Origin of the sequence: Geodermatophilus sp. CPCC 206100 (genome assembly GCF_048569675.1) — a bacterium.
Classification (GTDB): domain Bacteria; phylum Actinomycetota; class Actinomycetes; order Mycobacteriales; family Geodermatophilaceae; genus Geodermatophilus.
In genome coordinates, this window is the sequence record NZ_JAQISV010000004.1 from 97885 (window position 1) to 110513 (window position 12629).

Consider the following 12629-nt stretch of genomic DNA (forward strand, 5'->3'; position numbering starts at 1 on the left):
GGCCGGCGTCGACGCGGGGCGGGCGGTGGACCCCTCCGGCCACGGCGAGCTCACTGCTCCGGCGACGGCGCCCGGCCCACCCGCACGACCGGCTTGCCCGGCCCGCGCTCGCTGGAGTCGACGTAGGCGTGCGCGGCACGGATGTCGTCGAAGTCGAAGACGCGGTCCACGAGCGGGGCCAGCGCGCCGGCCGCCAGACCCGCCCGGATGAAGTGCTGAGCGCGGTGCAGTGCCCCCGCGTCCCCGATCGTCTCCCGCACCCGGTAGCGGCGCAGCCACACGGGGACCGATCCGCCGGCGGGGAGCGGCGTGGGCTGCCGCGAGAGGCCGCCGTGCACGATCACGGCCGCACCCGCCGCGCAGCTCCGCACCAGCTGCTCGACCTGCGGGCCGCCGTTGGCGTCGAGGACGACGTCGGCGCCGCGACCTCCGGTCAGGCTCCTGATCTGCCCGACCACGTCCGCCCCCTCGACCAGCACGGCCGCGGCCCCCGCCGCCTCGAGGGCGCCGGTGTGGGCAGCTGAGGAGGCGGTCGCGATGGGGACGGCGCCCAGGTGGCGGAGGACCTGCATCGCGGCCATGCCGATGCTGTTGGTCGCGGCCGTCACGACGACGGAGTCGCCGGGGCGCACCCGGACGACCTCCTGCACCATCCCGTACACCGTCAGGTAGGGCATCCACAGGGCCGCGCCGGTGATCGCGTCCACCCCGTCGGGCCGGGCGACGAGGGCTGCCGCGGGGACGACCGTCTCCTCGGCGTAGACGCTGTAGTCGTTCGGCGAGAACGCGGGCAGCACGCAGATCGCATCGCCCGGCTGCCAGCGGTCGACGGCCGAGCCGACCTCCACGACCTCGCCCGCGGCCTCGGTGCCGAGCCCGGCCGGCAGCACCGGGCGCTCGACGTACGTCCCCCGACGGAAGTCGACCTCCGCGCGGTTGAGCCCGATCGCGTCGACCCGGATCCGCACCTCGTCCGCGGCCGGTGACCGGACCGGGACGTCCTCGTAGCGCAGCACGTCGGGACCGCCGGTCTCGTGGAACCGGACGACACGGACCACGTCGACCCCCCCGGTCGGAGCCCGGACCCCCTCAGCCGCGGACGGCGGAGGGCTCCAGGTCGGCTCCCGTGCGCGCGCGCTCGAACACGAAGCCCTCGTAGTCGTTCGCGGCCACCTCGCGGAGGTTCTCGTGATAGCGCGGCCCGGCCAGGTAGACCATGAACTCCCGGGGCTTGCCCGGGATGTTCGCGCCGGTGAACCACGAGGCGGTCTGGGGGAACAGCGTGCGGCTCGCCAGGGCCTGGACGTCCGCCGCCCAGGCCTCCTCCGCCTCGGGGACCGCCTCGATCGTGGCCATCCCGTGCTCGCGCATGTAGGTGATGCACTCGGCCATCCAGTCCCCCTGCGACTCCGCTCCGTAGAACATGTGGAACATCACCGAGGGCGAACCCGGGCCGTGGAACAGGAACAGGTTGGGGAACCCGACGACGCTCAGGCCGAGGTAGGTGCGGCTGCTCTCCGCCCACTTGTCCTCGAGCGCCAGACCGTCCCGGCCCACGGGGTTGATCCGCCGGAGCGCCCCCGTGATCGCGTCGTAGCCCGTCGCCAGCACCAGGATGTCGAGGGGGTACTCCCCCTCAGCCGTGCGGACACCGTCGGGGGTGAACGTCTCGATCGGCTCCTCGCGGAGGTCGACGAGGGTGACGTGGTCCTGGTTGTAGACCTCGTAGTAGCCCTCGTCCATGACCTGGCGCTTGGTGGCGAAGTAGTACTCGGGCATCAGCTTCTCGGCCACAGCGGGGTCCCGCACCGTCTCGCGGATCTTGGACCGGACGAACTCCGCGACGTGGCCGTTGGCCACCGGGTCGGTGACCAGGTCGCGATAGCAGTCCCGCAGCGCCACCCCGCCCTTCTGCCAGGCCTCCTCGAAGACCCGCTGGCGCTCCTCCTCCGTGTCCTCCAGGGCGGACCGGGTGGAGGGCACCAGGGAGCTGGGCCGGCCGAACTCCTGGATCTGGCGGCGGACCTCGGACCAGTTCTCCTTGCTGTCGCGCACCAGGGCGGGATCGAGTGCCTGATTGCGTCCCGGGAGGGCGAACTGCGGAGTGCGCTGGAACACCGTCAGGGAGGCCGCCTCCCGCGCGATCTGCGGGATGATCTGCACCCCCGACGACCCGGTGCCCACGACACCGACGCGCTTGCCGGCGAACTCGACCTGCCTGTCCTGCGGCCAGTTCCCCGTGTGGTGCACCTCGCCGGCGAAGTCGTCGAGCCCGGGGATGTCGGGGCGGTTGGGCGCGGAGAGGGTGCCGACCGCGGCGATCAGGAACTGGGCGGAGATCCGCTCGCCCTCACTGGTCTCGAGGAACCACCGCTGCGCCGCCTCGTCGAAGCGCGCGGCCACGACCTTCGTCCGCAACTGGATGTCCCGACGGAGGTCGAACTTGTCGGCCACGTGGCCGAGGTAGGCGAGCACGGTGGGCTGGTCGGGCTGTCGCTCCGTCCAGTCCCACTCGCGCACCAGCTCCTCGGAGAACGTGTAGCAGTAGAACGGCCCGCCCGGGTAGTCGACCCGCGCTCCCGGATAGCGGTTCCACCACCAGGTGCCGCCGACGTCGCCCGCCTGGTCGTAGACGCGGACGTCCAGCCCCAGTCCCCGCAGGCGGTACAGGGCGTACATGCCGCTGACCCCCGCACCGATGATCGCGACGTCGAGCTCCCGGACCCCGGACCCCGGGGCGTGCTCGGTTGAGGTGTCACTCCTGGACATGCGGTTGCGCCTACCTCTCACACGGGTGCGCCTCGCCCTGCGAGGACCACTCCTCGGCCGACCATCGATCGTCGCGGGCCCGGTCCGTGGCGCCCGCGTTCTGCCCGGGATCCTCACCGCGACGACCCGGGGCGGCCAACCACGTCTCTCACGGGACGAGAGAGTTGTTGGGACCTCCCCGGCGCGGTGCGAGCACGCCGGCCTGAGATGCCGGACACAGAAGTGTTCTCGGCGCGTGAGAACAGGCGTGGCCTTGGACACGACTCCCACCGCACAGTCGCCCCGTTCCGATCACCACGGCGTGCGGGGGTAACCACATGAGCGACGGGCACCAGGTCCACACCCACCTGGTCGGCGTCGAGGACGCCGGCGTGCCGCACGAGGTCGACGCGGTCGTCGTCGGCGCGGGCTTCGCGGGGGTGTACGCGCTCCACCGGCTGCGCACGCTCGGGCTGACCGTCCAGGTCCTCGAGGCCGGCAGCGACATCGGCGGCACCTGGTACCACAACCGCTACCCCGGGGCCCGGTGCGACATCGAGAGTCTGGACTACTCGTACTCGTTCGACGACGACCTCCAGCAGGAGTGGCACTGGACCGAGCGGTACGCGGCGCAGCCGGAGCTCCTCCGCTACATCCGCCACGTCGCCGACCGGTACGACCTGTGGCGCGACATCCGGCTCGACAGCCGGGTGGACGCGGCGACCTTCGACGAGGCGTCGTCGCGGTGGACGGTCCGCACCGAGCACGGCGAGGTCTTCTCGGCGCGCTTCTGCATCCTCGCGACCGGCGTGCTGTCCGTGGCGCAGGTCCCGGACATCGCCGGGCTCGAGTCCTTCCAGGGCCAGTGGTTCCACACCGGTGACTGGCCGCACGAGGGCGTGGACGCCAGCGGCAAGCGGGTCGGCGTCATCGGCACCGGGTCCTCGGCGACCCAGCTGGTCCCGGTCGTGGCCGAGCAGGCGGGGCACCTGACCGTCTTCCAGCGCACCGCCAACTTCGTGATGCCCGCTCAGAACCACCCCATGATCGAGCAGGTCGAGCGGGAGTGGAAGGCGGAGTACCCGGAGCGCCGCGCGAAGGCCCGCGTGTCCGGCTTCGGGCACAACCAGCTGTCCAACCCGAAGAGGGCCATGGAGGTCTCGCCGGAGGAACGGCGGCGGGAGTTCGAGCTGCGCTGGCAGCTGGGCGGGCTGTACATGATGCGGGCCTTCTCCGACATCCTGGTCGACCCCGTCGCCAACGAGGAGTGCGCGGAGTTCGTGCGCGGCAAGATCCGGGAGATCGTCGCGGACCCCGAGGTGGCCGAGCTGCTCTCGCCCCGCGGGTTCCACTTCGGCACCAAGCGGCTGTGCTCGGGGACCGACTACTACGAGACGTTCAACCGCGAGAACGTCACGCTGGTCGACGTCCGGACGGCCCCGATCGAGCGGATCACGCCGACCGGGCTGAGGACCACGGCGGCCGAGTACGACCTGGACGTCCTCATCTTCGCGACCGGCTTCGACGCGATGACCGGCTCCATGCTGAAGATCGACATCCGCGGCCTCGACGGCCGCACCCTGCGGGAGAAGTGGGCGCACGGCCCGCGGAGCTACCTCGGCGTCGCGCCGGCGGGCTTCCCCAACCTGTTCATCGTCGCCGGGCCCGGCAGCCCCTCGGTGTTCAGCAACATGGTCAACAGCATCGAGCAGCACGTGGAGTGGATCGCGGCGTTGATCGAGCACGCGGCACTGCGCGGGGCACGCCGCGTCGAGGCCACCGAGGAGGCCGAGCAGGCCTGGATCGACCACGTCAACGAGGCCGCCGGCCGGACGCTCTACGTCCGGTCGCCGAACTCGTGGTACTTCGGCGCCAACACCCCGGGCAAGCCGCGGGTCTTCATGCCCTACGTCGGCGGGGTCGGGACCTACCGGCACCTCGCCGACGACGTCGCGGCCAAGGACTACGAGGGCTTCCTCATCTCGTGATGTCCTCCCCTGCAGCAGTCGAGTCCAGTCCACTCCCCCTCCCGGCACCCCAGCCGTCCGTCCGACCCGACGAGGAAGCGAGACTCCGTTGAGACACTCCCTGACCGCGAAGGCAGCCGTCGCGATGACCGCCGCCGTCTGCACCCTGGCCCTCGCTGCGTGCGGCGGGTCCGAGGAGGACGCCGCATCGAGCGCAGCCGAGAGCAGCAGCGGCCAGGGGGACCTGGAGACGACCGAGATGAACGTCGGGGTCCAGCCCTTCGCCGAGGCGTCGGCGTTCTACTACGCCCTCCAGGAGGGCTACTTCGAGGACGAGGGTCTGACCGTGAACCCGACGTCCTCGACGGGCGGTGGCGGCGCGACGCTGGTGACGAGCATCGTCTCCGGCGACATCGACGTCGCCTACGCGAACTACGTGTCGGTGGTACAGGCCGCCTCGGAGGGCCTGCCGCTGCGCATCGTCCGCGAGAACGACCGGCCGGGCCCCCAGGGCCTCTACTCCGTGCCGGGCAGCGGCATCACGACGCCGGCCGACCTGGCCGGCAAGCGCATCGCGATCAACGGGCTGGGCAACATCATGGAGCTCACCTCGCGGGCCGCGCTCGAGGAGAACGGGGTCGATCCGGACAGCGTCACCTTCGTCGAGATCCCCCTTCCGGAGATGCCCCAGAACCTCTCGACCGGTGACGTCGACGCCGCGTGGCTGGCCGAGCCCTTCGTGACCAACGCGACCAACACGCTGGGCGCGCAGCTCGTCCTGGACATCTCCACCGGGCCGACCGAGGACCTGCCGATCTCCGGCTGGATGACCTCCGGCGCGTTCGCCGAGGAGAACCCGGCGACGATGGCGGCGTTCATCCGGGCGCTGGACCGCGGGATGGAGGCGGTGGGCGAGGATCCCGGCATCGTGGGCGAGATCGTCCCGACGTTCACCCAGATCCCGCCGGAGGTCGCGTCCGCGCTGCAGCCGTCAACTTCGCCGTGGAGAACCGGCCCGAGGACATCCAGCAGGTCGCCGACCTGATGCTGGAGTACGGCATCGTCGACGCCCCCGTCGACGTGGCGGAGCTGCTCGTGTCGACCGGCGACTGACCAGCCATCCCACCGGCCGGTCACCGACCACGCCGACGAGTGTTCCCGGAAGCAGAGGAGGAAGTGGAGAGAATGACCGCTGAGCAGGGGATCGTGTCGCTGCAGGACCTGATCGACGCCACGCCCGACCTGGTCGCCTACCTGTACAACGACACGCCGGGCCCGCACGGCCGCATCCGGCCGGAGCTCTCGCCGGTGCGGGGCGAGTACTCCAACTGGCGCGACGAGCAGCGGGCCTGGCGCGAGACGGCGATCCTGTTCGACCAGACGCACCACATGCCCGAGCTGTACGTGAAGGGTCCCGACGCCCTCCGCCTGCTGAGCTGGATCGCCGCGAACAGCCTCGCGAACCTCAATCCCGGCGTGGGCAAGCAGCTGATCGGCTGCACCCCCCGCGGACAGGTGATCGGCGACTGCATCCTCTACGACCTCGGCGACCAGACCTACGAGCTGGTGAGCAGCATGCCGCTGCTGAACTGGGTCGAGTACCAGGCCCAGGCCGGGGACTGGGACGTGACCGTCGAGCGGGACAACAACACCTCGGACAACCCGACGGGCCGGCGGCGGAACTTCCGCTTCCAGCTGGACGGGCCCCGGGCCTCCTCGATCTTCGACGCCGTCGTCGAGGGCGACACCCCGGAGATCAAGTTCTTCCACACCGCGCGGGTCACCATCGCCGGCGTCGAGGTGCTCGTCCTCCGGCACGGCATGGCCGGACACAACGGCGTGGAGCTCTCCGGGCCCTTCGAGCACGGCGACCGGGTGCGCGACGCCATCCTCGCCGCGGGGGCCGAGCACGGACTGCGTCAGGGCGGCACCAAGGCGTACTACAGCACGCTGTACGAGCAGGCGTGGCTGGCCTACCCCCTGCCGGCGATCTACACCGCCGAGGAGTTGCGGCCGTACCGGGAGTGGCTCCCGGCCGACAGCTGGGAGGGGCAGTTCTCGACCGCGGGGAGCTTCGTCCCCAGCAGCGTCGAGGAGTACTACGTCACCCCCTACGACCTGGGGTACGGGCACATCGTCAAGTTCGACCACGACTTCATCGGCCGGGAGGCGCTGGAGCAGCTGGCCGGAGCGCCTCGGCGCACGAAGGTCACGCTCGTCTGGGACAAGGAGGACTTCCAGCGCATCTACGGCTCCCTCCTCGACGAGGGGCTGCCGTACAAGTACCTCGAGCTGCCGGTCGCCGACTACGGGAACATGACGCAGCGGGACGAGGTCCGCACCCTGGACGGGGAGCTCGTCGGGCTGTCGGCCTACACCGGCTACAGCAGCAACGAGCGGAAGATCCTCTCGATCGCCCTGATCGACTCCGAGCACGCGACGCCGGGCGAGCAGGTCACCCTGCTCTGGGGCGAGCCGGACGGCGGGTCGCGCAAGCCCCGCGTCGAGCGACACCGGCAGACGCTGGTGCGCGCGACGGTCGCTCCGGCCCCCTACGCGGCCACGGTGCAGAAGATGATGCGGTCGGCCGTCGGCCCGTCGGCCGGGCGCTGACACCGCTCGGCGCCGACCGACCCCCCGGGGTGCGTGCCACCGGTCGTCCGGTGGCACGCACCCCGGCGGGGTCCTCCGCCCGGGCGCAGCCGCCAGACCACCGAGAGGGAGCACGGAACACCATGGTCGCTTCGTCCGCCGGCACGCCCCGGATCGCCGTCGTCGGCGGTGGCATCGGCGGCCTGGCCGCGGCTGCGTTCCTGCACCGCGCGGGCCTGCCGGTCACCGTCTACGAGCAGGCCCAGCAGGTGAAGGAGGTCGGCGCCGGCCTGGTCCTGGCACCCAACGCCGTCCGGCTGCTGCGCCGGCTGGGCGCCCTGGACGCGCTGCGCGACTCCGCCGTCCCGCTGGACGTGGGCTGGGAGTTCCGCCGCTGGGCCGACGGGCGCGTGCTGTCCGCCGAGGACCTGGCCGGCGCCTGCGCACGCCTCTACGGCGAACGGACCTACACCCTGCACCGGGCCGACCTGCTCGACGCGATCGCCGCCGTCGTCCCCGCCGGCACGGTCCAGCTGGGCAAGCGCTGCACCGCGGTCACGGTGCCCGGCGACACGGTGCAGCTGACCTTCACCGACGGCACCGCGGCCGAGGCCGACGTGGTCATCGGCGCCGACGGTGTGCACTCGACCGTGCGCGGCGCAGTCACCGAGCCGGCCCCGGCGACCTACTCGGGGATGTGCGCCTTCCGGGCCATCGTGCCGGCCGACCGCGCCCCGGACTTCGCCCGCCGCCGCGCCCAGACCCTGTGGATCGGCCCCGACCACCACCTGGTGCACTACCCGATCTCGGGCGGGGCGGCGGTCAACCTGGTGGCCTTCGCCCCGGCCGGGGACGTCACCGTCGAGTCCTGGAGCGCCACCGCCACCGTGGCGGAGTTCCTCGCCGAGTTCGCCGGCTGGGACCCCCGCCTGCAGGACCTCATCGCCCAGGCCGGCACCCCGGGCCGGTGGGCGCTGCTGGACCGCGAACCGCTGCACCGCTGGAGCCGCGGCCCGGTCACCCTGCTCGGGGACGCCGCGCACCCGATGTTCCCCTTCTTCGCCCAGGGTGCCGCCCAGTCCATCGAGGACGCCGCCGTGCTGGCCGCCTGCCTGGCCGCCGACCGGCACGCCCCGGCCCGCGCGCTGCAGCGGTACGAGTCGCTGCGGATCGGGCGCACCACCCGGCTGCAGCAGATCAGCCACGCCCGCGCGCACGTCAACCACCTGCCCGACGGCCCCGAGCAGCAGGCCCGCGACGCCGCCCTGGCCGCCGCCGACCCTCTGGTCGACAGCGCCTGGATCTACGCCTACGACCCCGACACCGCAGACACCGCCACCGGGTGACTCCCCCGGCCGCCGCCGCCCCGCACGTGGTCGAGCAGCGGTCCGGGGTCGGCCGGCAGGTCGTCCCCCCGCCAGGCGACGAGGTGGTCGGGCCGCACGAGCAGGTACCGCGCGCCGAAGAGGGTGTGTGCGTCCGGCCGGTTCAGCCGCAGGGTGTGCAGCGGCATCCCGCGCTCGTCGGCCGCCGACCGCCACGCGTCGGGTGCCGGCGCGCTGCCGACCTCCAGCAGGGTGAAGCCGGGACCGAGCCGGTCGTAGAGCGAGCAGCCGGGGCCGAGCCACAGGTGCGGCAGCCGCATGCCCGGGGCGGCCGAGGGCCGGTACACCGACGTCTCCGACTGCGGAGCCGGGCGGTCGTCGGGCACGACCAGCGGCGACTGGGGGCAGCCGGTCCCCAGCACGAAGCCCAGGGTGTAGGTCTCCGACGTCTTCGCCCGGCGGATCGCCTCCGCGGCGGCGGCCCGGGCGGCCGCGGCGGACGGCCCGTCGCCGTCCAGGTCGGGCCGGCTGAGCTCGGGCGTCAGCACCGCCATGTTGCGCTCGGCCTCGGCGATGGTCGCGGCGGCGACCGGACGGCGGTCGGCCTCGTAGGAGTCGAGCAGCTCCTCGCCGGCCCACCCGGACACGGCGGCAGCGAGCTTCCACCCGAGGTCGACGGCGTCACCGATCCCGGTGTTCGCGCCGAAGCCGCCCCACGGCGGGTTGAGGTGGGCGGCGTCGCCCGCCAGGAAGCAGCGCCCCTCGCGGTAGCGGTCGGCGATGAGCATCCGGGCCGTCCACGGGTCCTGGGACCGGACGCGGAGCGGCACCTCGGCGCCGACCATCGTCCGCAGGGCCTGCTCGGTCCACGCCGGTGACGCGTCGAGCGGGGCGCCCATCACGATCCCCCACCACGTGTCGGCGGTGTCGAGCCGGCCGAGCAGCCCGCTCGCCTCGGGGTTGAGCACCCAGTACTGCACGGCCCTGCCCTGCGGGTGCCGCTCCCCCAGTCCGGGCGCCTCGAAGACGACCTGCAGGTTCTCCATCGCGGAGCTGCGGCCACCGAGTCCGATGTCGAGGGCGCGGCGCACCGTGCTCCGGCCGCCGTCGGCCGCCGCGAGGTAGCTGCCGCGGATGCGGGAGGTGTGCCCGTCGGCGTCCTCGATCGTCACGACCACCGACGCGGCGTCCTGCTGCACGTCCACCAGCCGACTGCCCCAGAGCGCCGAGACCGTGTCCCGGGCGGGCAGGGCGGCTCGCAGCGCGGCCTCGATGCGGTACTGCGCCGTCCACTGCGCCGGCTCCGGGAACTCGGACCTGGGCACGTCGGAGAGGGCGAACACGCCGTCGAAGCGCTCGATCTGGGAGCCGGTGAGGCTGGTGCAGAACACCGCGGAGTCCGACCAGCCGAACGGCAGCCCCGAGGCGGCCCGCACGGCGTCGGCCAGCCCGAGCCGCCGGAAGTGCTCCATCGACCGCGGGTTCACCTGCTTGCACCGCGGCGACGAGGTGTCCGGCTCGGTGCGCGGCTCGACGAGGACGACGCCGACGCCGCGGCTCCCGAGCTCGTGGGCCAGGGTCAGCCCGACCGGCCCGCCGCCGATGACGATGACGTCGGCCTCCGCGGCCACGGGGCTCGTCCGGTCGGCGCTGGGGAACGTGGTCATGCGGCCAGTCTGGGTTCGGGCACGGGCACGCCAGAACAGTGGTTTCATCCATTGGAACCACGCGGGAGGACGGCCATGACCGAGAGTCCGGTGGCTCGACGCGGCCGGAAGCCGGCGCAGGGCGAGCCGGTGGTCGACCGCGCCCTGCGGCTCCTCTCGGCGTTCGAGGACCGCGGCGGCGCGCTCTCGCTCGCGCAGCTGAGTGCGCGCGCCGGTCTGCCGAAGGCCACGACCCTCCGGCTCGCCCGCCGGCTCACCGAGTGGGGTGCCCTGGAGCGCACCGGGGACGGCCAGTTCGTCATCGGGCTGCGCCTGCTGGAGATCGCCGCCCTCTCCCCCCGCGGGCACGGGCTGCGCGCCGCGGCACTCCCCTTCATGCAGGACCTGCACCACGCCACCGGCCAGCACGTGCTCCTCGCGGTCCGGGACGACACGGAGGCCGTCCTGGTCGAGCGCCTGTCGGCACACCGGGCCGGCCGGGTGCTGTTCCGGGTCGGTGGCCGGCTGCCCCTGCACGCCACGGGCGTGGGGCTGGTCCTGCTGGCGAACGCACCGCGGGACGTGCACGAGGAGGTGCTCGCCGGCGAGCTCCCCCTGCCGGAGGAGCGGCGCGGCCTGTCCGCCGCGGAGCTGCGACGGACCATCGCCCGCGTGCGGCGCGAAGGGGTCGCGGTGTCCTCGCTCCGCCTGCCCGAGCCGATGTCGTCGGTCGCGGCACCGGTCTTCGACGCCCGGCAGACGGCGGTCGCCGCCCTCTCGGTCGTGGTCCCGACGGCGTCGCTGCAGCCGGCGACCCTCGTCCCGGCGGTCGTCGCGGTGGCGCGGGCCGTGTCGCGGGCGGTCCAGCGGAGTCCCGCCGCGCGCTGACGTTCCTCGCCGGTCGTCCCGGTCGCTCCCGGGTCGGCCGCGACGGGCCGTCAGCCGAGCTGCTCGGCCAGGGCGACGATGATCCCCGCGGGGCCGCGGACGTAGCAGAGCCGGTAGCTGTCCTCGTACTGGGCCAGCTCACCGACGAGGTCCGCGCCGTGGGCGCGCAGGCGGGCCACGACGTCCTCGATGTCGTCGACCGCGAACATGATGCTGCGCAGGCCCAGCGTGTTCCCCAGGGCGTTCTCCGGCTCGGCGCGGACCGCCGCCGGGCTGTGGAACTGCGTCACCTCGAGCCGGCCGGAGCCGTCCGGGGTCCGCATCATCGCGATGTCGACCCGGACGCCCTCGAGTGCGTTGACCCGGTCCACCGACGGTCCCTCGACCGGCGCCCTCCCCTCCTCCTCCAGGCCGAGTTCGACGAAGAACGCGATCGCCGCCTCGAGGTCGTCGACGACGACGCTCACGTGGTCCATCCGCAGGGTCGTCATGGTGCTCCTCCTCGTCGTCGCGCGGCCGGTCGTGGCCGCCCTCGTCCTGGGAGCGGAGCCGGTGCCGAGTTCTCGACACCGGGGGTCCTGCACCGCCGGCCACCTCGTGCCCCGGGTCCTCTTGGCAGGATGGCGCGCAGGCAGGAGGGAGCCGACGTGCGCGGATCGGTCGCCATCGTGACAGGCGCGGGCAGCGGCATCGGGGCGGCCACCGCCCTGGCCCTGGCCGCCGAGGGCTGGGAGGTCGTCCTCGCCGGGCGGCGCCGTGCGGCGCTGGAGGCGGTGGCCCAACGGAGCCCCGCCCGCCTGCGCCCGGTTCCCACCGACGTGACCGACGAGACGTCGGTGCGGGCGCTGTTCGACGGCGTCGTCGACACCCACGGCCGGGTGGACCTGCTGTTCAACAACGCCGGCCGGTCCGCTCCCGCCACGGACCTCGACGCGACGCCCCTGGCCGAGTGGCAGGCCGTCGTGGCGGTGAACCTCACCGGTGCCTTCCTGTGCACCCGGGAGGCGTTCCGCGTCATGCGGGCGCAGCGGCCGCAGGGCGGCCGGATCATCAACAACGGCTCGATCGCGGCCCAGGTGCCGCGCCCCAGGACAGCCGCGTACACCGCCACGAAGCACGCGATCACCGGGCTGACGAAGTCGACGTCCCTCGACGGCAGGCCGTTCGCCATCGCCTGCGGCCAGATCGACGTGGGCAACGCGGCCACGGAGATGACCGAGCGGATGGCCGACGGCGTGCTGCAGGCCGACGGCAGCACCCGCCCCGAGCCGCGGATGCCGGTCGAGGACGTCGCCCGCGCCGTCGTCTACATGGCCGGCCTGCCCCTGGAGGCGAACGTCGCCAGCCTGACGGTCCTCGCGACGGCGATGCCCTACGTCGGCCGCGGCTGACGGCCGCTGGACCCGCGACCCTCCACCACCACTCATCCAGGGCGCCGGACCCGCTCACGTGATCACCGCGAG

Annotated in this window: 10 protein-coding genes; 6 read left to right on the plus strand and 4 right to left on the minus strand. The window is 73.1% G+C overall.

What is annotated here, in order from left to right:
• Positions 1-50 precede the first annotated feature (50 nt).
• Entirely contained in the window at positions 51-1058 is a 1008-nt protein-coding gene (locus tag PGN05_RS02320) for a zinc-dependent alcohol dehydrogenase family protein (RefSeq protein ID WP_419750830.1), read from the minus strand.
• Positions 1059-1089: 31 nt separating this feature from the next.
• Positions 1090-2769: a flavin-containing monooxygenase gene (locus tag PGN05_RS02325; protein WP_419750831.1), complete on the minus strand. Its 1680-nt coding sequence runs from the start codon at positions 2767-2769 to the stop codon at positions 1090-1092.
• 317 nt (positions 2770-3086) lie between these two features.
• Here PGN05_RS02325 and PGN05_RS02330 point away from each other — a divergent pair, with 317 nt between their 5' ends.
• The 4 genes from PGN05_RS02330 to PGN05_RS02345 all read left to right on the plus strand — a co-directional run bounded on the left by PGN05_RS02330 (position 3087) and on the right by PGN05_RS02345 (position 8653).
• Complete coding sequence (locus PGN05_RS02330) at positions 3087-4736, plus strand: flavin-containing monooxygenase (RefSeq protein WP_419750833.1); 1650 nt, start codon at positions 3087-3089, stop codon at positions 4734-4736.
• 88 nt (positions 4737-4824) lie between these two features.
• The gene (locus PGN05_RS02335; protein ID WP_419750834.1) at positions 4825-5760 is read left to right on the plus strand and encodes an ABC transporter substrate-binding protein; all 936 of its coding nucleotides are present in this window, start codon (positions 4825-4827) and stop codon (positions 5758-5760) included.
• Positions 5761-5900: 140 nt separating this feature from the next.
• Positions 5901-7328 (plus strand): aminomethyl transferase family protein, encoded by a 1428-nt coding sequence (locus tag PGN05_RS02340; protein ID WP_419750835.1) that lies wholly within the window; start codon positions 5901-5903, stop codon positions 7326-7328.
• Between the two features lie 122 nt (positions 7329-7450).
• Entirely contained in the window at positions 7451-8653 is a 1203-nt protein-coding gene (locus PGN05_RS02345) for an FAD-dependent monooxygenase (protein WP_419750836.1), read from the plus strand.
• On the opposite strand, the gene PGN05_RS02350 is transcribed toward PGN05_RS02345, so the two are convergent.
• Entirely contained in the window at positions 8617-10299 is a 1683-nt protein-coding gene (locus PGN05_RS02350; protein ID WP_419750837.1) for an FAD-dependent oxidoreductase, read from the minus strand. The two genes, PGN05_RS02345 and PGN05_RS02350, sit on opposite strands and share 37 nt — an antisense overlap.
• 75 nt (positions 10300-10374) lie before the next feature.
• On the opposite strand from PGN05_RS02350, the gene PGN05_RS02355 reads away from it, so the two are divergent.
• Positions 10375-11166 carry an IclR family transcriptional regulator gene (locus tag PGN05_RS02355; RefSeq protein WP_419750839.1) on the plus strand — a complete coding sequence of 264 codons (792 nt, stop codon included), beginning with the start codon at positions 10375-10377 and terminating at the stop codon, positions 11164-11166.
• Positions 11167-11216: 50 nt separating this feature from the next.
• Here the strand turns inward: PGN05_RS02355 and PGN05_RS02360 are convergent, their stop codons facing one another.
• Positions 11217-11657: a VOC family protein gene (locus tag PGN05_RS02360; RefSeq protein WP_419750841.1), complete on the minus strand. Its 441-nt coding sequence runs from the start codon at positions 11655-11657 to the stop codon at positions 11217-11219.
• A gap of 156 nt (positions 11658-11813) precedes the next feature.
• Between PGN05_RS02360 and PGN05_RS02365 the strand changes: the two genes are divergently transcribed.
• The gene (locus PGN05_RS02365) at positions 11814-12557 is read left to right on the plus strand and encodes an SDR family oxidoreductase (protein ID WP_419750842.1); all 744 of its coding nucleotides are present in this window, start codon (positions 11814-11816) and stop codon (positions 12555-12557) included.
• Positions 12558-12629 lie beyond the last annotated feature (72 nt).

Coding starts and splice junctions, on each gene's coding strand:
- PGN05_RS02325 (WP_419750831.1), bottom strand. CDS start 2,769: ATGTCCAGGAGTGACACCTCAACCGAGCACGCCCCGGGGTCCGGGGTC.
- PGN05_RS02330 (WP_419750833.1), top strand. CDS start 3,087: ATGAGCGACGGGCACCAGGTCCACACCCACCTGGTCGGCGTCGAGGAC.
- PGN05_RS02340 (WP_419750835.1), top strand. CDS start 5,901: ATGACCGCTGAGCAGGGGATCGTGTCGCTGCAGGACCTGATCGACGCC.
- PGN05_RS02345 (WP_419750836.1), top strand. CDS start 7,451: ATGGTCGCTTCGTCCGCCGGCACGCCCCGGATCGCCGTCGTCGGCGGT.
- PGN05_RS02350 (WP_419750837.1), bottom strand. CDS start 10,299: ATGACCACGTTCCCCAGCGCCGACCGGACGAGCCCCGTGGCCGCGGAG.
- PGN05_RS02355 (WP_419750839.1), top strand. CDS start 10,375: ATGACCGAGAGTCCGGTGGCTCGACGCGGCCGGAAGCCGGCGCAGGGC.
- PGN05_RS02360 (WP_419750841.1), bottom strand. CDS start 11,657: ATGACGACCCTGCGGATGGACCACGTGAGCGTCGTCGTCGACGACCTC.